Below are 17,805 nucleotides of genomic sequence, written 5' to 3' on the forward strand. Positions count from 1 at the left end.
TCCTTGTCAGTATCTGGGGCTTAGCCCCGGACCTTGCCGAACTTGTCGTTGATTTTTTGGGTGTAGCTCTGATCAGCACCGGGGCAGCTGTTGAGGTAGTCCTGGCGCGCCGTGGCGGTCTGGCTCCATCTGATGTTCCCGTGCTTCTTGACCAGGATGCTGAAGTAGTCCTGTTCGGCGCTGCGGCACTCGCTGCCACCGCTGTTGCCGGTGAATTTGCCGTAGAGGCAAAGCACGGACTTGCACGGGTCGCCGGCGAACGCTGAGCCGCTGCCCAACAGGCACACTGCGAACAGTGCGCAGACCCGAGTTTTGCCGCGACCGGGCACGGCGTTGCCAGCGGCCTGACCCTGGCGGTCAGCCGTTTTGCTGAAGGTATTCATGTGTTGCTCCTGCAAGCGTTTGGATGTGCCAGTGGGGGGACTACATCGTTTCGGGGGTATCGTCAGCCTGCGCAGGCTCGGGATCCGGCTCGACCTCGGGCGGCTGAGCCTTGTCCGCTTCGACCTGGAGCGGGTTTGGACGCGGTGTCTTTGGGGTTCCAGCGCTGCCGCTGTTCGGCCTGCATGGGCTTGGTGTCGGCCACCGGCCACCTTGGCTTCGACGGTGCGCACCGGCACGGTGAGCGCGTCGATTTTGGTTGCGTCTCCAACCGGCAACGGGCGGAGGGGTCATCTTCTGCTCGCGCTTTAAATACGGTCCTCTTCGAAGTAAATGATTCTTGCCGCGCCAGATTTTCATGCGGGCTCTGTTTGCGGTTGCCTGGACAAAAATCAAGCTTGCTTGTCGAAAGGTAAGCTCGTCTCACCTCCTGGGGCAGCAGCAAGGGCCGGGGCTGCTCGCTGTAACTGTCTGTTTGACCTCGAGCACCCATCTCGTGCTTCTGTCTGTTCAACGATTGGTTATGGACGCGCACCGGTCGTGTTGCCCAGGCGCGTGCTGTACTCCTTGGCCAGCTCGAATTGTCACGGGGCCGAAGACATTTCGTTGTGAAATCGGCCTTCATGATGCCGATTGCCAGGCTCTCCCGGCCATACGATGCGCCGCGCGCAGCTGAGTCCTTGCCCTGGAAAAATGATGAGAAGCGAAGGCCTGCACCATCGGTCAGCGCACGGCGCGATTTCCATGATCTCCATGCGAGCCCATAGATCGCGATTTCGTCGCATCATCGAGGACCACGCTTGGTACTTGTAGTACCGAAGCGTAGCCGTCTGCGCAGATGCCCGCCTTGCTCGGACATCGACACGGTGGATTCTGAGCCGAATCGGCCTGGGTGAAAACAGGTTCATCAGCGGGCCGTACTTCTTGCATGGTTTCTTTCGGTAACGCATGAAGTAGACGGTGGTCTTCTCCTTGCGCAGCTTGGTGCAAAGTCGATGTCGTCATCCGAGCACGGCCCAGGCCACCGTCTTTCTCGGCATACACTGGACAAGGCACGTCGCGCAACGATATCGACGGTAGGTGGACCAACCGCTGCTCTTGTTCTTCGAAGGCTTCGTAACACGCCGTTAGAGCTCTCGAAGGGTTTCCACGGTCAGCTGCATTAGGGGCCGGTGCTGCGCAGCTCGATGGATCTGCTGAGCCCACACCCGATGCCCGGTAGCCCAGTGAGCCACCTTCGTAGGCCTGGGGCAAGTCAGTCATACCATGAGCATGGCCTCCAGGGTTTCCATCAGGTACAGCAAGATGGCATGAGAACGACGTTGGCAGCCTTGTTGTACCACTCCTGGTTCTTGCGGGTTGTCCGGAGACAACAGCACACGCCGGCCAGGGTAGCGAATATCTGCCCCATAGCGGTACAGCGGGTCGCGGCTGAAGTGGCAGCTCGAGCGGGTTCCAGCGGTGCGTCTTCCAGGCGCTCCGGGCGAAAAAGCGGTAGACCTTGTGTCCAGGCTGCAGGCGCCGAAAAGCCGCGAAGTAACCATCCAGTTTTCGAATTTGCGGGATCGTTGACCACCACTGAATCGGGGTAGCTCAACAGGTTGGGGATCAACGCATCCTGACGCCTTTCATGCCGAGTGCCTGGGGGCGCAGGCCAAGCATGCACGAACTGTCTGGCCATAGCTGGCCAAGAAGGTACGTCCTTGGTAGGGGTGTTTGCCAATGAGGATCGCAGGGGTGCTCCTCGATCCGTTCTTGGTGGATTGTCCGGGCTGATGGGTTGTCGATTTAGCCTTGCCCATCAGCGGCCCCCTGCTTGACGCTGAAGCGCCTGTTCGTTGTTGCTTTGCGCCTGAAGCGCGGCCTGTTGGTGTTGCAGAGCGATGGACTGCTGCTGGTTGGCCTGTATCTGCTTGAGCGAGGCGCTGATGACTTCGAGCTGGTTCGACTGTCGATCAAGCTGTGACTGAGTCGCGCAGCCGGTCAGGGACAGCATGAATACTGCGGACAGGGTCAGTGCGGTACGAACGTTCATAGTTTGGAATCCTTGATGGGATCGTGGACGACAACCGAATCGGGATAACGGAGCAAACTGGGAATCACAACCCCTACGGGCTTGCCGGAACCTGGCGGAGCAGCCAGCAGAAACGAATCCTCCGAGGGGTGCTTGCCCAAAGAGGAACGCGGGGTGCTCCTCGATCCGTTCTTGGGGATTGTCAGGGCTGATGGGTTTGGATTTAGCCCTGGGCATCAGCGGACACCTGCCCGACGCTCAATCGCCTCGGCTTCGAGGCTTTTTTGCAGGGCGATGGCCACCTGCTGATTGGCCTGGATCTGCGTGAGCGATGCACTGATCTCATCGAGCTGGGCGAGTGCGATATAAATCCCCAGCCAAGCTGCAATGACGAAGACGACGCCCAGCGCGATGGGCAAGGGCAACCCCAAAAAGAGAAGGGGTTTCGATTCTTTTGCTTGTTCCATGGGGAATCTCCTGCAAGGTGCTTCCGGACACAGCCCGACACCAGGTGGCAATGGCCGTCCGCGTGGCGGTGCATGGAAAGGATTTTTCAGTGCGTGTTGGCTTGATCGGCGTGACGCCATTCGAGGTAGCTCTCGACTCGCCAAAAACCGGCAGCGGCAGCATTGCGTTCAAGCATCCACAACGTTTCGCCAGGCTCGACCATGCCGTGGTAATCCTTAGCTAACTTACGGCGTGGATCGTCGTCCTGTTCAGCTGCCAATTGCTCCTGATTGAACTGGTCGCTGCGTGCCTGCTCTTCGGCCAACTCCTCTTCAGTGAAGTAGTCATAGGGATCATCACCAAAGTCAGGCTCTGCGAACTGGCATTCCCATTCGCTGCGTATCTCCTGTTCATCGCTTCCGGTGGCCAGCAGATGACCGAGGTAGTCCAGGGCACCCGCTGGAATGTCTGCCAGCGGTATGTCCAGAATCCGGGCAACTTCGGGCTTCGCCTTCTCTGTGGCCTCATCAAGCGCCTGACTGATCCGCTCATATTCAGCCTCATCGGCTTCCCGTTTAGCACGCAACCGCTCGCTGTTCGCCACCTGGTCGGCCTTGGCCTGCTCGATGACCCTGCTCCAGTCAGGCGGCGGTGGGCAGACACCCTTGTCGATCAACCCGGCATTGATCCTGCTGAGCAAGGCCATGTCCTGCTCCGGCACCGGCGTGCTGACAATCGGGTCCTCCGAATCGTCCTCGATGGCGTCTGACAAGCCGCGCTTCATACGGCCAGTGCCCACACGCCTTACCAGGTGAAGCTCTCCCCAGGCGTTGCCGGTAGCCCTTTTGCCTTCCATTTCCATGCTCGTGGTGTATTTCATCAACCACTTGTGCATGAACCGCTGACGCTCGGGTGCCATGCGCAGGGAAATGTCATGGAAGCGCTGATAGAACGCTTCGTCATGCCCGCACGCCAGGCTGTCGCCCTGGTGCGCCACCTCGTGTTCGACCAGCCCGAAGATGTAGGCTGCCGTTTTCATGGGTTCGGACTTGAGCCGTTGCACGATGGGGCGGTTGATGGCCAGGTAGGTCTTACCATCCGTCCACGCTTCACTGGTGTTCGACTCGCCGAGCAACACATCCAGCCGGTCCTTGTTATGTCGAACGGTGCCATCATTCCAGCGTTCAGCCCCCACACACGCACCGGCGTAGTGTTGCAGGCACCAGCGCAACGCGATCCAGGCCCGGCGTGTTTCTTTGTCCAGCGCCTTTTTCTCATCGACAATCGATGTTCGTTCGACATAAGCCTTCTTGACGGTCGTGAAAGCGGCGCACTGGGGCACCTTCAGCTCTCGGTACCAGTGACTGACGGCAGGTCTCGCATTGGCAATCACCCGCTCCAGCACATCTTCAAAATCTTCAACGCTATGGCAACCGAAGCGGTCGAGCGTTTGCGGATGCAGTACCTGGATGATGCGCTGCCCGGCAATGCCTTCGCCTTTGGGTATGTCACTGCCCTTTAAAACAACGGTGTAGGTGCCCTTGTGTTCACGAAACGCCTTATCAATAAAATCCTTCAGGGTGATATGCCGTTTGCCTGGCAGAACCGTGATGACTTCTTCATGGCAAAATATTTTGCCCACATCAGCTGCGCCGCTGAGCAACGACAGTGCTGATCGCGCTCGACGTGCTTCTGTCTTGCGGCGTCCACCCAATTCCCCCGAGACCTTATCAGCCAGCGGACCGAACACCTTGGCGATTGCTTTCCAGACCGGGCAGGTCTTGCGCAGTATCTCGCTACGGGAGACGTTGAGGGCAATCGCCTGCTTGGTCACGATCAGGCCTCCAGCCCCCCAGAGGTGCGAGGAATCGTGACGGACCAGCACGCCCTGGTTGTAGATCGAAACCGCGCCTTCTTCCTTGGCCCGGTAATAGGCGTATTCGTCTTCAAAGTCCCACTTTTCCGTTGCAGGATCGCGCGTAATGACACGGCCATTGAGTTCAACGCTGATGCGGGTGTAGCGCACCAGGTCACGAATCTCCTGAACGGCAGACATCAACTCCAAATCGTTGAGCGGTTCGTACCAGGTGCCCTCGATGGAGCAACCCGGTACGCCGTTTTCAAGATCGTCCAGCTCGTAGTTGTAGCCCATCGAGCGGGTATCAACGGTCATCTGCCAATCGTTGGAAGCCCAACGTGTCTTGGCATGCGCCATGATCTGGCCCCGGCCCAGGCGGAACCGGCCATAAGTGGCATCGCCTTCCTGGTGCGGTGTGCCAAAGCGTCCGAAGTAGCGCAGCACGTCATTGCGGCTGGCAAATCCGCGACCGTCATCAGCGCAGTGAAAGCCCTCTTTGGTCATGGTCAGGCGCAATGCGGTGGCATCGGCGTCTACAGAGTTCATCACCAGCTCGATGATGGCCTTGCCGATCGATCCGGCCTGACTATGGATGATGTGTTGAATGATTTCGGGGTCCAGCTCGAAAGGTAGCAGCACGGTACACCTCATATAGGTAAGGCCAGGCACAGCCAAACGCCAGACGGCTGATAGCCGACTGCGTAGCGGTGCAGTGGGATGTTTGAAAATGCGGATGTATCAGGGGGTGACGCGAGCGTAATGCCTACTTGCGGGTCTTACTGGTGCCCTGTGATGGCTTCACCAGTCCGCACACACGGGCATAGCCTGACTCACTATTGGCGAGCGTGGTCCAGCTCCCCTTGTGGCCGGTGTTCAGCCTCTCGATAAACGGCGTGACCTCATCATCGGTTTTCGTATCCGCCAACACGATGGTTATGGTGAAGTTCGCCAACATGGCTTCTGCTGATGCCTTAGAGAGCGCCAGTACGTCTTTTGCGTCACTTTTTGCGAACACTTTTTCGGTGGTCATCGTAATGCCTCGTCTGTTGTCTGAATGCATGTAGTGCGCGTAAAGCCTACTTGCGGGCCTTACTGGTGTTCTTGTATTCGCCCTGGTACTCGAACTGGCGCAGCTCGCGGTCGTTGGCAAAGCGGGCATCACCGTGCAGCGAGGTCTTGGGCTTCAAGCGCACGAAAACGGCCATCAACGTAACGCCGACCGGCAGGAACGTCAGGGCTGCCGTCACACACCACGACCAGGGCACGTACAGCATCCGCCGGTCGTTCCAGGGCAGCTTGCGGGCTTCCCACAGCGTGTCCCAGGACAAGCCCGCGAAGTGACCCTGAGTCAGGTGCAGAAACATCGCACCCCCTGCGTACAGGCCTGCCACGAAGAACACCAGCATCAATGCGATGACCAGTAATGTCAGTCTCCACCACATAAACTTCTCCTATTACCCTGCCTGGCGAGCGCGTGCTCGGCCTCCTGAATATGAGCACGTGCCGCCTCGAAGGCTGCGAACGTGTTCGGATAAGGCTGCATCGCTTCGATCATCGTGAACACTTGCCCCAATGCATCACGGTTGTGCCGCTCGCGTTCTACAAGGGCTTTCTCCAGGCCGTGTGCAGGGTTGCGCGTAATGCTGTTGTGCAAGGTGACGTAATCCATCTGGATGGCTTCGGCCACTGCGTAGAACTGTGAGTAATTGAGCAGCAGAACGTATGGCTGCGTGGGTGGCTTGGGCCTTTCTGCTACGCGCTTACCGCTACCGCGTGTTGCAAACTTCCGAGTAAAAATCCGTTTCAACCACATGACCCACTCCTATTTAGCTCGTTGACGCTGACCATTGAGCAAAGCCAGCTTGTATTCGGGTTCGTAATGCACTTCCAGGATGTCCGTCTCTTCCATGTACACCACCACGTCGAACGAGGTTCGTACCAAGCGCTCGATGTACGCATAATCCAGGCCCTTGCCGACCTCCGACTGCTTCACCAGGCCGCACACACGGGCATAGCCTGCTTCACTGTCGTTGGCGTGCGCCGTGGTCACGGTGCCCTTGGTGCCGGTGTTCAGAATCTCGATGAAGTGCCACACCTCGTCACCGGTCAGCTCGGCGAGAAACAGGTGGTCGGGCTTCATACGTAGCGCGCTGGCCACCAGGGCTTTGGGTCCCACCACATGCCCGTAGAACAGATGCACATGGTTGGGATGAAACGGCAGGGGGTCTTCCAGCATTTCCTGGATCGTGACCATGCGCCGGTGAGCCGGAAAGAGGTCGATCAGCGTCTTGCCGTAGGTGGTTTTTCCCGAGCCAGGCCCGCCGAACACGATGATGTTCTGACGATGGGCAACGGCCATTTCCATGAACGGGTCAAAGTCCCCGGCAGCGTGAGCGTCCTTCATGTCACACTGCCAGGGCTTGAGGGTCAGCACCGGTGAAGCGATGGCCTGGGCCCGGTCATAGCGGCCACTGTTGACGTAATCCTTGTGGGTGAAACGCAGCAAGGAGGGTTTGCGAAACGTCATCGACAGGGTGCCTTCCTCGCACGCCGGTGCCATGACGATCTGACCCCGCTCCCCGCCAGGCAATTTAACGGTGTGAATCGGTGAATGAGGGGCCAGCACGCGGTAGTTCAGCGCACAGAGCGCATTGGCCAGCCGCCAACACAGGCTGTAGGTGAGCCAGGGCGCGTCCTCGCGCACCCAGCCGTCTGGACCGTCTACCCAGATTTCAAAGGGCCGGTTAATGGCCACGTCCTGGGTACCGGGGCGATTCAGGCGCTCGGTGACGCCTGCCTGGTCGAGGAAGTCCAGGACCAGCGTGTCTTCGGTCAGCCCTTGTTCCTCTGGGTCTTGGGAGTGATCTGGTTCTTGCGTCATGAATACTCCTTAGCGGTTCTCGAAAACCGATGAAAAGTCGATGTCGCGGGCCACGATGACGGTGATCACGGTGCCCGGCAGCAGGTGCGCGGTGTCCGGAATGTTGATGGTGCTGTCCAGCGCCTTGTTGGCCATGCTCTCCACGTTCTGTTCGCTGTTGTTCACCGTGTAACCTCCGGACCCCGAGCTTTTCTGCGTCGTGTTGGACGCGGCCTGAAGCGCGTCCTGGATGAACGACAACATCACCGCACCGCCAAAGCGCTGCATATAGTGACGATTGATCCAGGCTTCGGTCCCGCTGGCCCCCATAGGGCCTGCACCGAGGCTGTCCAGCTTGGCCCGCGCACCCGATTGGGTTTCGATTTCGGTCCAGGTGGTGAACACACTGGTTTCGCCTGGGCCAACCTGTACTGTCTGCTCGCCGGTGAGCTTGTCACCCGCCGCCGCAATCACTGTAGAGCCATCGGCGGAATACAGCGGATCGGTCAGACGACAATCCACCAGCCCTGGGTGGGTGCTGATGATTTCGTTGTACAACGCGCAGCGCGTGTAGGTGTTGTGGCTGACCAGGTACTTGCGATTCGGTGCCAGGTACGCTTTGGCCGGGGCAAAGGTGGTACCGCCCAGATTGCTCAGGCTGCTGCGTTTTCGGGTGGACGATTCACCACCGCCCAGGTCGCTGCTCGATCCGCCTTGCACGTCAGCCAGCAATGAAGGCGGCAGGGAGGGCTGATCGTTGGTCGGCTGTTGCGGCTGAGTATCCGCAGCGCCGGTGCCCATCGCATCTTCCGAAGTGACGAACATTGCAGCCCCCAGTTTGCGTTGCCGGGGGGTCTCCACGACCGGTGTGTTCTGCCCGGGCGGTGGCGGCACACTGGCGGCATGTCCCTGATCGGTCGATCCGCGATTGGCGTCCCTTTTATCCTTTTCCTCCTTCGCCAATCGGTCTCTTTCAGCGCGGGCTCTCCTGTCCTCTTCGGCTTTGTCAGCGGCCAGCTTGGCTTCCCGAGCCTTCTTCATGCTGTCGTCACTGCCCAGATTCACATCCAAGGTCGCGTCCTTCTTGACGTGGGTTTCATCAACCTCTGAGCCGGTAGTTTTCATCTGGGAAATGGTGAAGTACCAGAGTCCGCCAATCACCAGCAGCCCTACAAACACCAGCCCGGCCAGGCCCAGGTAAAGCGACTTCTTGTTTTGGGCATCGCCTGTGCGTTTGGCCCGCACGTCAAAGGCCCCACGGGCCTGGGTGCTGGCGGGCTCCGAGGCCGGGGCGTGTTCCGTTGCCGCTCCTTGCTCCGTGGTCGCTGCTGGAGCCGCTGCGTGTTCGGGCGGCACGATGCTGTCCGGCCCTGGTGTGCTATCCGGAGTTTGGTCATTGTCATTGTTCTGCATGCTTGAGCTCCCGAATCTCGCCGGTGGTGGTCCCGTTGAAGTTGTACCCCGTGTTCACCTGAGCGGTAGGCCGGGCCTCTACAACCAGGCTGTTCAAGCGGAACCGAAACAAGCGGCTCACCCCATGCACCACGACCACGTTCTGTTCGTTGTGCGCGTCGGCCAGGGTTTCGGTGCCATCGGGCAATACCTGGTACAGCACCGGGCGAGGCCCGTTGCCGGTGAAGCGGAAGCAGGTCAGCATGCCGTTGTCCCAGCCCTCATACGGCGCTATGGACCGGCTCTCTGCACTGGAGCGCTTCTGATAGGGGCCGTTTTGCACCGGGCCGTCGCAGGGGTTGCCAGGGTCACGGCGTACCGCGCCGGATTTTTTCGGCGGCTCGGGGTAGGTGAAGCGCAGCGCGTAGGTCATGTCCGCAGCCCGAGTCACCAGTTTCAGTTCCAGCAGGTAGGTGTGCCGGTTGGTGTTGATCACCAGATTAGTATTGGGCTCCTGGTCGGTAGTGGGCTTGATGGCCACCAGGTTACCGGCCTTGTTCGGACCGATGGACCAGGCCTTGGGATCACCTGACACCATCAGGCCTGATGCCTCGTTGATGGTCTCGTTGGCCGGAAGCTGTACCAGCGAGGTACGACCCACCGAGGCCTGGATGCGGTACACGTTGTCCGGGCTGTAAACAGCGGTCTGCACGCGCCGGTCGAGTGATGAGCCGGTGCCCAGGCTCTCGGCAAGAGCCGGGACGACACACGTTAAGGCCAACAGCGCCGCGAGGCCTGAGACGGCTTTATTTCCCATTGGACACCCCCACTTCCTGGGTCATCGTGTAGGCCTTGACCCCAAAACCTCGGGGGTTTAGCCACTGATCACCGGCTTTTTTGGCAGGATTTTTGTAGTCGTAGGTCACCGTCGCCACCCAGGTCACCGGGGCCAGCTGAGGATCGGGCGTGCCGTTGCGGTCCAGCACGGTTTTGGTGATCCGCACCTGGGCGGTGCCTTCCCGGTCTTTGCGTTCCAGGAAGTTGATATTGTTGATATCCGTGCGGATTTGCCGGTTGGTCCCCAGCACTTCCAGATAGCCCTTGGAGGACAATTGGAAGTTGCGGTACTCGGTAAACGTCTCGCCGTAGGACATCAGCTCCACCATGCCGAACTCTGCGTCGTGGCTTGAGAAGTTGTAGCTCTCGCGAAACCGTACATAGGCCGAGAGCCAGAACTCGTCATCGATCTGCTCCGGTGGCTTGCCCTTGTCGTCGGCCCACACCACGTCCGTGTAGCCGGAGTTGTTGTCTACCCGTACCAGGCCAAGTTGCACGGTCTTGAGCGGGGTCAGGCCCATCACGGCGGCGATGGACATAAAGGTCAGCACACCGAAGAAGCCCGCCAGGCGACGGGCGTTTTTGGTCTTGGCCTTCTCGTCGGCGGCGATGTTCTTCTCGAAATACCGCGCTGCATGGATGAATGCCTGTTCGGCCAGGCTGATTTCTTGTGCGGTGGCCGCGTCGATGCTGGTACGGGCGGCCAGTTGCCGCTCCTGCTCGATCACGTCCTGTTTGGATTTTCGTAGCTTTCTCATAAGTCACCTAAACCTGGACATACACGTGCTTCGCGGATCAGTTCGCGGAGCATTTGGAGTCGTTGGGCGGGGCCTCGGCGGGCTTTGCCGGGGAGGCGGTTACCGGTCGCTTTTGCTGGGTAGTCTTGAGCGGCTGGGCCTGGGGCGCGGGGCTTGCCGCTGGCTGTACCTGGCCAGGCAAGGGTGCGGGCGTTGTCACAGGGGCAGCCCGAGGCGCAGGGGCATGGGTAAAGGGCATGTCTTCCCACTGCCCTTCTGGTTCGGACAGTTTGGGTGCAGAGCCACACCCTGACAGCAGGGCAGCCGAAAGCAGCCCGCTCAAAGCAAGTTTGACATTCATAGTGGAGTACCTGAGAGAAGCGAGGGTGTTGCGAGTAGGGAGAGGGCGTAGCCGGTGAAGCGGTGTGCTATTTGATGTTGTTGCGTCCCCTCCGCAGTTTGGAAATGCCGGCAGCGGCACCGCTGGTCATGCTTTTGGCTGCTCCAAATCCTGAAATTTTGCTGATCATTCCGCCTCCGGAGGGGCCACCGCCCATGATGGAGGCTGCTTGCTGAGGCAGTTCGATCACAAGCGCTGTGAACGTGCAGAAGACAATCAGGATGGTGAGATTCCCCTCCAGGGTGGTCGTCAACGTTCCGTCTTTAATCATCACGGTGTTGATAAAGCCGATTTCGATTGCCAGCACAACCGATATCAACACCTGAGCCAACATAAAGCCTGCGATGGCTGAAACCCACCCCCAGAAATACTGCCGGGTCTGGTCAAACAGCAAAAAGGCGATGAACAGAGGCCCTACGGCCACAACAGCCGTTGTCGAGACTTTCAGTACAAACAGCGTGGCGACGGCGGCCAGCAAGAACGGGATACCGCCCAGCACGTAAAACACCACCCCCTGAATGCCCAACCAGATTTTAGCAAAACTGGTTGTTACGATATTGAATTCCATAGCCCCTATCAGGGCGCTCAGGTTCGACGCATAAGTAACAATCAAACTGTCGATCTGGTTGGTTTGCGTGCCCTCCTGGCCGGACAAAATCCCCCCCATCCAGTTGGGCAAGCCAGTGATAAAGGGCACAATCGTTTGTACGTACCATTGCACACTGAACGCACACGCGGTGATGGCAGCCATTTTCATAATTTCTTTGGCCACATCCTCGAAGGCAACGTTCATCCCCCGGTACAGCCATTGCATGTTTCGCAGCGTGAAGTGGATCAACCACATCGTCCCGAAGAGCGCTCCAAGCCCCAGCATCACCTTGGCCATCCCGGTGACCAAGGCGCTTTGCAAAGCGGCATCAACGAAATTGAACAACGTCTGGGCTATCTTTGTTACGTCCATGCCGCCTCCGTTATTTTACTCGGGTATAGGTGGTGCTGTCGAAATAGATGATATCGCCTTCCAAGCGCATGGTTACAAGACCACCAACCATGCTTAAAACGGTGTCTGACTCTGCCTTGCCTTCGAATCGCTGCAAGCCCTTTTCCTTTTTTTCATTTTTCCCCATTAGATCCCGTGTGGTGTTTGTGGTCTCAAGGTTTATATGAAAAACTTCCCCGTCCTTTGAGATATCCATGACAAAGCTTGGCGTGAACATTCTTGTTTTGTCTTCGCCAGTCCATCGCCCAACAAATCCATCCCCTTTGCTATCGAAGCAACCCGACAGCGCAAGTGCAAACAACACCAAGCAAGAAAAAGCAGTCATTTTTTTAAACATAGGTCATCTTCCCTTTCGAATTTATTGGTTAATCAATCGTAGCTGGGCCGCACGCTCGTTTTACCGTTCATGTAGTCACTGAACGCTTGGGCCCGTTTTTCGTTTTCCATCTTCTCTTGCTGCTGCTGAAGCATCTGCATGTTGGCCAGCCGCATCTGCTGGTTTTGCAGCTCGATCAGCTCCTGCTGGTAGCGCAGCTGTAAATCCTCCTTCTGCTGTGGGGTCGTCACCTCGTTCAACCGGGCCCGTAGGAACTCGGCGTTCTTGACCCGTTCGGTGCTGGCGTTGTAATTGCGTTCCAGCGCATCGGCAACCGACATCATCTGGTCGAATTTCTGCTGCACGCTGGCATTATCCGAGGTTAAGCCGTAGCGGTCACGCAAACTGGCGATGTCCCGTGCCGTGCCGTAGACATCGGCCCAGTCCCCCATGGGCATCACCTTGTTCAAGGCCGGGTCGTTCAGGAACCCACCCAGCATGTCATTGCCGGTGATGATGCTCTTGTAGTGGTTGTACTGCTGCGCGGTCTCGCGGATGGCGTCCTTGGCCGTGGTCAGTGCATCCATCGCCTGCTTGGCCTGGGCCAACGCATTCGCCCTCAGCGTGAGCAGGGTAGACGGGTCCAGGACCGGCACGCCTGGCACTGCTGCGTGAGCAGCAGGCAGGGCTGCGGTCACTATGAGCGCGCTCAGCGCATAAGCCATCACGTGTTTGTTCATGATGAAACCTCCATTTCGTTGTGTTCCTGAAGGGCTTTCCAGGCCTTCTGGAAGGCCGGAAGCCAGCGTTGTGCATCTCGCGTGTTCATGGACTGGCGCAGGTTGTCGGCGTAGTCGAACGCGGGCAGCCATACAGCGGGATCGTCGGTGTTCAGCCATTGGCGCACGGCCTCGGCCACCAGGAATGCGTCTACCCATACCTTGGGATCGGTCGTGCCGAGGTGTTGCCGGATACGCTCGGCCACTGCCAGGTTCATTACCGTGGCCGACAGCAACGGCAACCAGTACTTGAGTGGGCCGCCCAGCTCCATCTTCAGCTTCACCGTCTGGTGACCCTGCTGCACCACCATTTCCCGGCTGAGTTTCCCCATGGCACGCACGGTGTCGAACAGCTTGCCCTTGACGCCAAACTTCGCGTAGCTATCGGCCTGGGCGTTTTTGTTGGGCAGCCAGATGGGCGTAATCACCTGCTGAATGACCGCCGGAGCATACTTCGTCGCCAGCGCTTGCTCGGGGTACTGGGTGTCCATGATCAGGATTTCCCCGCGCATGCGTCCGCTCTGCAAGACCTCCTGGATGGCATCCGCCGTGCTTTTGAACGACAACGGTGCCCAGTACTCGGCCACCACATTCAGCAGCAGGTTGCCGGGGCGGGCCTGGTGCATTTCGCGCTTCATGTAGAACAGCGTGTTCAGAAACGCCTCCATGACCTCGGGGTGTTTCTCGGCATAATTGTTTTTGAGTAACTGCGTGCAATCGAAGGCGAGACGCCGGTAGGTCTGCGCATCGAACTGGTTGACCGGCGAGTCCAGTACCCAGGCGTATTGCCCTACACGGCCTTCACCGGCCAGGCGACACCATTTCGATAGCCGGGTCCGCAAGCAGTTTTCGCCTTGCTCGGGGATGTTTCGCAGCAGCAATGACATGCTGCGATTGCGCACGTTGGTGTGCGCCATGACCGCCTCGATCGAGTCCTTGATCCTTTTCTGGTCAGCGTCGTTGCTCTTGTCAGGACCACCGGCGCAGCACAGCACCAGGTCAAACAGCATTTGCCGCAACCCCGGACTGTCGTGAAACTGGAACGGGTTGACGCCGGTGAATTGCCCCAGCTGCACGGTGTAATACTCGGCCCCCAATGCACACAGCAGGTGCCTCAGCGACTCGTTGTAGTCGATGCCGAAAATCAGCGGATCGAAGCGGCTGAGAAAGGTCAGCAGGGTGGCCTCAGCGGTGGTTTTACCGACCCCCGTCTGGCCCGTGAAGACCGCATGCCCTGGCAGCATTTCACCGAGGTTGTTCTGACCGGGCGGGCTGTCATGCACGTTGAGGACATACAACGCCTTGTTGGCCGTCAGCACGGGCATCACACCCGTGCCATCACCGATGGGGTTGCCCTTGACCTTGCCCGTGGGAGTGGAGTGCAGGGAAAAGCTGCACGCCAGGTTCTCGGTCGATTTCATCATGGGGTACATGGCCTCGGTCACACCGGGGAACTGCGTGTACCAGGTGTCGATGTTGCTCATGGTCGAACGCACAAAGGTCGCGTCACGCACCGTAAACACCGACGCCATTTTCGTGCCGTTCTCGATGGCCTGGTCCGGGGTCTTGCCGAAGACGATCAGGGAGGCGTGATAGCGGCCAAACGCCTTGTCGCCCAGGGTGATGGCCTCGATGGCATTTTCAAGCTCCTCGGTCTGCTTTGAATCACGCTCGACCGACCCCAGATCCGCCACGTGCTTTTTGAATTTGTCCTTGGCCTTGTTACGGTCTTCGAACAGAAACGTTTGCACCAGGGTGAACTCGAACTGCTGCTCGATGGCCTCGTCCCACATACCGGGGTAGGTCCCGCCACTGGGGTAGTCGCGCAGGTCAAAGGTGGTCGCGAAACGCTGGCCACCCCGATTGGGCCGGTTCTCGACAAAATCGTAGTTTTCGAAGTTGGTGACGCTATCAATGATCGCGTCCCCCAGGCGGGTATCGCTGACCAGCACGTCTTTTTCGTGCCCGTTGATCAGCAGGCTGTAGTAGCGCCCGATCTGCGAGAACAGCGCACCGTGTTCGTTTTCCTCCAGCCCCATGATGACCGGGTCATATTCGGCCAGCAAAGTTTCGGACAGCGACAACAGGTCGCTCATGCGCTCGATCCCTTCATCCACCTCGCGGTACTTGAGGATCAGGGCAATGCTGTACCCGACTTGGTAGAAGGTGCCGTTGCGAAACGGTGCGGTGTAAGCGTCCACGAAGTCCTGAAGCGCGGGCAGCGGCAAGGTGTATTGCGTGTCCAGCTCGATGCCCGTCTTGGTGATGTAGGTTTGCAGCATCAGGTGCTTGCCTTCCTTTTTGCCCAGGGCCAGGAAGTAGCGGTTGAGGTTATGAAACAGGTGGACCAGTTCGTCATCACTGCGGGTTTCGCTGGAAACCCCCTTCAACTGGATCAGGCTCACCAGGCGATTGCCGGGCAGGGTCACCATGTGTTCGTGGACCGGATAGCGCATCAATGGCGCTTTCTTTTCCGGGGGCATAACGCTTGTGTGAAAATCGTGCGCCATAGAATTCATTCCATTGCGGGTTAAAGGGGGTCAGCAACAACGGTTTGCCGTACTTGAGGCTCAGCCAGAGACGCCGCCGCCCAAAGCGGATGCGGCGCAAATATTGAGGATCAATCAGGCCCACGACCCTCAAGGCAATGAGGGCTATCAGGAACGGGGCGGCAGCGACCAGGCCCCACACCCAGGACAGCAGGAAGGTTGCGGCCACACCGAAGACCAGGCCGCCCATCAGCAAGCCCACCATCGGCATGATGGGGATGTTCCAGAACATCGCGGGCCGACTCATCGCGTTGTAGCTTTCGAAGGTCAGTTTCTTGAGTACTTCGTTACTGGCCATAAGCGCTCCTGGTCAACCCGGCACGCCGGTGCCGAACACCTGCCAAGCCGCCGTGGCCAAGGCCACAGACCCACCGACAACCAGGATCACTCCGACTTGCTGCAGGTAGTCCATGAAGGTGTGCGAGCGGTCGCCCGTGGAGCGAGCAATCAGCCATTGGGCACCTGACCAGATCAGGCAAACCAGGCCCAGGGTGCCCGCCAGGGTATAGAGGCCCAGGCGGATATTGCTGCCCCACTGGTTCAGCGTGCTGAGCCAGTCGGCGGAGGCGATGCCGGGCAGGCAGGCCACTGCCACCAGCAAAATGCAGAGTTCGCCTTTGTTGGGCACAAGGGTACGTTTGATCATCAATGATCCTCTTTGGGGAGAGTTGAGGGTTGTTCTGGGGGTGAAGCCGGAACAGCAGGTGCAGCGGATGGAGCAGAAACAGGCGGTGGCGCAGGTGGCAGATAGCGCGGGTACTGGCGCAGCACGTCCCAGCTTTCATAAGTCGGCTCAACGGTGGACGCCGGGGCCTGAGCGCGCTGGAGCTTGTTCGGTTCAGGTGATCCGCCTTCCAACGCAGGGACCGTCACGGTGGTCGTGCCTGCATTGGCCAACACACGTTGCACGTGGCTGCTGCCGCCAAAAGCGGCCTCGGCCTTGAAGCCGCGTCTGGGATTGCCGCTGTAATAGCAGGAGATAGCCTTGTGCAACGCTACCTGCCGGTTGGGCTCCTGGGCACTGGCCACTGCGTAGCACTGCTCAAGAACAGCGGCGGCCATGCGCAGGTTGGTGCAGGGTTCAAATACAGGTTCAGGTCGGCTGACATCGAAGTGCTGCCGGTTGATCTGGCCCAGGCCGATGCTGAAGTCAGCCCCCTCCGCGACCAGCTGCTTCACCACCAATACAGCTTCATCCAGGCTTTGCGGTTGACGCGGCAACACTTTGCCGACCACGCCAATGGCATAGGGATTGAAGGAGGATTCTGTCTTGACGATGGGGGTAAGCGTGGCGGGGTGTATCGAGGGAGCACATTGCATAGCCAGGGCCAGGAAGGCGCTGGTGGTGAGCATTGCAGGTTCCTTCTAGTCAGTAGCAGTAAGAGGCGAGCCAGGTGCCGCTTTTTTGGAATCTTCAATCAACTGCTCAACGGCCATTTCAAGAAAATTATCGATCAGATAACGAGCGAGCTTTGAGGGTGAAATCTGCCTGGGGCTTTTAGTTTCATAGCTCACCCGTGTCGCGGCTTTGTTCAGCGCCTCCACCCTGACCGCTCGGATATAAACGCTTACTGTCTTGGTGGTTGCTTCATCTTCGGATGACGCCATGGGAACTCCTGAAGGTTGTGAGAACGCAAAAAAACACCGCCTGGCTAGACCAGGCGGTGAAATGGGAAATAGTGGGAAGTGGTAAAGCCTAGGCGGCACGTACCCTCGAATAGCAAAGGGTTCCGTGGCGCCTGACAAGGCGCTCCAGCGCTGCGTCCTGGGCCAGCAGCGCAAGGAAAGCCGCTCTGCGCGCAGCATCAGATTTCATGTCGATGATCAGACGCAGCGTTTTTTCCAGCTCTGTCGGCAAATTACGAAACTCGATGCAGTCAAGCTGACGGTTAGAACGAACCAAGGTAGCGGCTTTTAATTGCTCGACCGTAGCGTCCTGCACAACACAGGCCCTACCGCCAAACTCACAGGAGCTACCGCCAAACTGAACGAACCCATGAGCGCCATTCAGCGCGGTGATAGTCGTCGTGTGCGTGACCTCAGGATCGAAGCGCAGCAGCAGATAGCCAGGAAACAAACGCACCTTCGTCTCTACCGATGAAGGGCGATCCGGACGTTTGCGGTAGGTAGTGCTTTCGGGGGAATACACCTCCACGTCCAATCGCTCGATCGACGTGATAAGTGACTGGTAAACGGAAGAATTGTGCATCAAAACACGCCAATTTTTCATAATCG

20 protein-coding genes and 1 pseudogene are annotated in these 17,805 nt (G+C 58.6%); all 21 read right to left on the reverse strand.

Annotation, left to right across the window (positions count from 1 at the left end):
* Window positions 1-20: 20 nt before the first annotated feature.
* Window positions 21-383 (reverse strand): TrbM/KikA/MpfK family conjugal transfer protein, encoded by a 363-nt coding sequence (locus PCPL58_RS01335; RefSeq protein ID WP_065348620.1) that lies wholly within the window; start codon window positions 381-383, stop codon window positions 21-23.
* A 1,799-nt stretch (window positions 384-2,182) separates the two neighbouring features.
* Window positions 2,183-2,416: a hypothetical protein gene (locus PCPL58_RS01340; protein ID WP_053486459.1), complete on the reverse strand. Its 234-nt coding sequence runs from the start codon at window positions 2,414-2,416 to the stop codon at window positions 2,183-2,185.
* A 17-nt stretch (window positions 2,417-2,433) separates the two neighbouring features.
* Window positions 2,434-2,632: pseudogene (locus tag PCPL58_RS28715) on the reverse strand (type IV secretory system conjugative DNA transfer family protein); the annotation flags it as partial.
* Window positions 2,632-2,862, reverse strand: a complete 231-nt coding sequence (locus tag PCPL58_RS01345; RefSeq protein WP_065348622.1) for a hypothetical protein — start codon at window positions 2,860-2,862, stop codon at window positions 2,632-2,634. The gene PCPL58_RS01345 and the pseudogene PCPL58_RS28715, both read right to left, overlap by 1 nt.
* An 86-nt stretch (window positions 2,863-2,948) precedes the next feature.
* Window positions 2,949-5,339, reverse strand: a complete 2,391-nt coding sequence (locus tag PCPL58_RS01350; RefSeq protein WP_065348648.1) for an ATP-binding protein — start codon at window positions 5,337-5,339, stop codon at window positions 2,949-2,951.
* A gap of 124 nt (window positions 5,340-5,463) precedes the next feature.
* A complete protein-coding gene (locus tag PCPL58_RS01355; protein WP_060402382.1) occupies window positions 5,464-5,730 on the reverse strand; it encodes a hypothetical protein in 267 nt (88 codons plus the stop codon).
* A 46-nt stretch (window positions 5,731-5,776) separates the two neighbouring features.
* The gene (locus PCPL58_RS01360; RefSeq protein WP_002556101.1) at window positions 5,777-6,142 is read right to left on the reverse strand and encodes a hypothetical protein; all 366 of its coding nucleotides are present in this window, start codon (window positions 6,140-6,142) and stop codon (window positions 5,777-5,779) included.
* Window positions 6,127-6,513, reverse strand: a complete 387-nt coding sequence (locus tag PCPL58_RS01365; protein WP_065348649.1) for a hypothetical protein — start codon at window positions 6,511-6,513, stop codon at window positions 6,127-6,129. Before PCPL58_RS01365 ends, PCPL58_RS01360 begins: the two co-directional genes overlap by 16 nt.
* Before the next feature lie 9 nt (window positions 6,514-6,522).
* Complete coding sequence (virB11, locus tag PCPL58_RS01370; protein ID WP_065348650.1) at window positions 6,523-7,581, reverse strand: P-type DNA transfer ATPase VirB11; 1,059 nt, start codon at window positions 7,579-7,581, stop codon at window positions 6,523-6,525.
* Window positions 7,582-7,590: 9 nt separating this feature from the next.
* Window positions 7,591-8,973, reverse strand: coding sequence for a TrbI/VirB10 family protein (locus tag PCPL58_RS01375; RefSeq protein ID WP_065348651.1), 1,383 nt, complete (start codon window positions 8,971-8,973; stop codon window positions 7,591-7,593).
* Window positions 8,960-9,769, reverse strand: coding sequence for a TrbG/VirB9 family P-type conjugative transfer protein (locus tag PCPL58_RS01380; protein ID WP_065348627.1), 810 nt, complete (start codon window positions 9,767-9,769; stop codon window positions 8,960-8,962). The genes PCPL58_RS01375 and PCPL58_RS01380 overlap by 14 nt, the downstream gene beginning before the upstream one ends.
* Window positions 9,759-10,547: a VirB8 family type IV secretion system protein gene (locus PCPL58_RS01385; RefSeq protein ID WP_065348628.1), complete on the reverse strand. Its 789-nt coding sequence runs from the start codon at window positions 10,545-10,547 to the stop codon at window positions 9,759-9,761. The genes PCPL58_RS01380 and PCPL58_RS01385 overlap by 11 nt, the downstream gene beginning before the upstream one ends.
* A 407-nt stretch (window positions 10,548-10,954) precedes the next feature.
* Window positions 10,955-11,887 (reverse strand): TrbL/VirB6 family protein, encoded by a 933-nt coding sequence (locus tag PCPL58_RS01390; protein WP_065348629.1) that lies wholly within the window; start codon window positions 11,885-11,887, stop codon window positions 10,955-10,957.
* Window positions 11,888-11,897: 10 nt separating this feature from the next.
* Window positions 11,898-12,263: a hypothetical protein gene (locus tag PCPL58_RS01395; RefSeq protein ID WP_065348652.1), complete on the reverse strand. Its 366-nt coding sequence runs from the start codon at window positions 12,261-12,263 to the stop codon at window positions 11,898-11,900.
* Window positions 12,264-12,295: 32 nt separating this feature from the next.
* Window positions 12,296-12,982 (reverse strand): P-type DNA transfer protein VirB5, encoded by a 687-nt coding sequence (virB5, locus tag PCPL58_RS01400; RefSeq protein WP_057424700.1) that lies wholly within the window; start codon window positions 12,980-12,982, stop codon window positions 12,296-12,298.
* Window positions 12,979-15,477 carry a VirB4 family type IV secretion system protein gene (locus PCPL58_RS01405; RefSeq protein ID WP_232002781.1) on the reverse strand — a complete coding sequence of 833 codons (2,499 nt, stop codon included), beginning with the start codon at window positions 15,475-15,477 and terminating at the stop codon, window positions 12,979-12,981. The genes virB5 and PCPL58_RS01405 overlap by 4 nt, the downstream gene beginning before the upstream one ends.
* Window positions 15,380-15,868: a VirB3 family type IV secretion system protein gene (locus tag PCPL58_RS01410; RefSeq protein ID WP_060404295.1), complete on the reverse strand. Its 489-nt coding sequence runs from the start codon at window positions 15,866-15,868 to the stop codon at window positions 15,380-15,382. Before PCPL58_RS01410 ends, PCPL58_RS01405 begins: the two co-directional genes overlap by 98 nt.
* A gap of 12 nt (window positions 15,869-15,880) precedes the next feature.
* The gene (locus PCPL58_RS01415; protein WP_020325459.1) at window positions 15,881-16,216 is read right to left on the reverse strand and encodes a hypothetical protein; all 336 of its coding nucleotides are present in this window, start codon (window positions 16,214-16,216) and stop codon (window positions 15,881-15,883) included.
* A complete protein-coding gene (locus PCPL58_RS01420; RefSeq protein WP_065348654.1) occupies window positions 16,216-16,923 on the reverse strand; it encodes a lytic transglycosylase domain-containing protein in 708 nt (235 codons plus the stop codon). Before PCPL58_RS01420 ends, PCPL58_RS01415 begins: the two co-directional genes overlap by 1 nt.
* 12 nt (window positions 16,924-16,935) lie before the next feature.
* Complete coding sequence (locus PCPL58_RS01425; protein WP_057443007.1) at window positions 16,936-17,178, reverse strand: hypothetical protein; 243 nt, start codon at window positions 17,176-17,178, stop codon at window positions 16,936-16,938.
* A gap of 88 nt (window positions 17,179-17,266) precedes the next feature.
* A complete protein-coding gene (locus tag PCPL58_RS01430; RefSeq protein ID WP_057443006.1) occupies window positions 17,267-17,800 on the reverse strand; it encodes a transcription termination/antitermination NusG family protein in 534 nt (177 codons plus the stop codon).
* Between the last annotated feature and the right edge of the window lie 5 nt (window positions 17,801-17,805).

Origin of the sequence: Pseudomonas cerasi, assembly GCF_900074915.1 — a bacterium.
Taxonomy (GTDB): Bacteria; Pseudomonadota; Gammaproteobacteria; order Pseudomonadales; family Pseudomonadaceae; genus Aquipseudomonas; species Aquipseudomonas cerasi.

Coding starts and splice junctions, on each gene's coding strand:
- PCPL58_RS01335 (WP_065348620.1), bottom strand. CDS start 383: ATGAATACCTTCAGCAAAACGGCTGACCGCCAGGGTCAGGCCGCTGGC.
- PCPL58_RS01340 (WP_053486459.1), bottom strand. CDS start 2,416: ATGAACGTTCGTACCGCACTGACCCTGTCCGCAGTATTCATGCTGTCC.
- PCPL58_RS01345 (WP_065348622.1), bottom strand. CDS start 2,862: ATGGAACAAGCAAAAGAATCGAAACCCCTTCTCTTTTTGGGGTTGCCC.
- PCPL58_RS01355 (WP_060402382.1), bottom strand. CDS start 5,730: ATGACCACCGAAAAAGTGTTCGCAAAAAGTGACGCAAAAGACGTACTG.
- PCPL58_RS01360 (WP_002556101.1), bottom strand. CDS start 6,142: ATGTGGTGGAGACTGACATTACTGGTCATCGCATTGATGCTGGTGTTC.
- PCPL58_RS01365 (WP_065348649.1), bottom strand. CDS start 6,513: ATGTGGTTGAAACGGATTTTTACTCGGAAGTTTGCAACACGCGGTAGC.
- virB11 (WP_065348650.1), bottom strand. CDS start 7,581: ATGACGCAAGAACCAGATCACTCCCAAGACCCAGAGGAACAAGGGCTG.
- PCPL58_RS01375 (WP_065348651.1), bottom strand. CDS start 8,973: ATGCAGAACAATGACAATGACCAAACTCCGGATAGCACACCAGGGCCG.
- PCPL58_RS01380 (WP_065348627.1), bottom strand. CDS start 9,769: ATGGGAAATAAAGCCGTCTCAGGCCTCGCGGCGCTGTTGGCCTTAACG.
- PCPL58_RS01385 (WP_065348628.1), bottom strand. CDS start 10,547: ATGAGAAAGCTACGAAAATCCAAACAGGACGTGATCGAGCAGGAGCGG.
- PCPL58_RS01390 (WP_065348629.1), bottom strand. CDS start 11,887: ATGGACGTAACAAAGATAGCCCAGACGTTGTTCAATTTCGTTGATGCC.
- PCPL58_RS01395 (WP_065348652.1), bottom strand. CDS start 12,263: ATGTTTAAAAAAATGACTGCTTTTTCTTGCTTGGTGTTGTTTGCACTT.
- virB5 (WP_057424700.1), bottom strand. CDS start 12,982: ATGAACAAACACGTGATGGCTTATGCGCTGAGCGCGCTCATAGTGACC.
- PCPL58_RS01405 (WP_232002781.1), bottom strand. CDS start 15,477: ATGCGCTATCCGGTCCACGAACACATGGTGACCCTGCCCGGCAATCGC.
- PCPL58_RS01410 (WP_060404295.1), bottom strand. CDS start 15,868: ATGGCCAGTAACGAAGTACTCAAGAAACTGACCTTCGAAAGCTACAAC.
- PCPL58_RS01415 (WP_020325459.1), bottom strand. CDS start 16,216: ATGATCAAACGTACCCTTGTGCCCAACAAAGGCGAACTCTGCATTTTG.
- PCPL58_RS01420 (WP_065348654.1), bottom strand. CDS start 16,923: ATGCTCACCACCAGCGCCTTCCTGGCCCTGGCTATGCAATGTGCTCCC.
- PCPL58_RS01425 (WP_057443007.1), bottom strand. CDS start 17,178: ATGGCGTCATCCGAAGATGAAGCAACCACCAAGACAGTAAGCGTTTAT.
- PCPL58_RS01430 (WP_057443006.1), bottom strand. CDS start 17,800: ATGAAAAATTGGCGTGTTTTGATGCACAATTCTTCCGTTTACCAGTCA.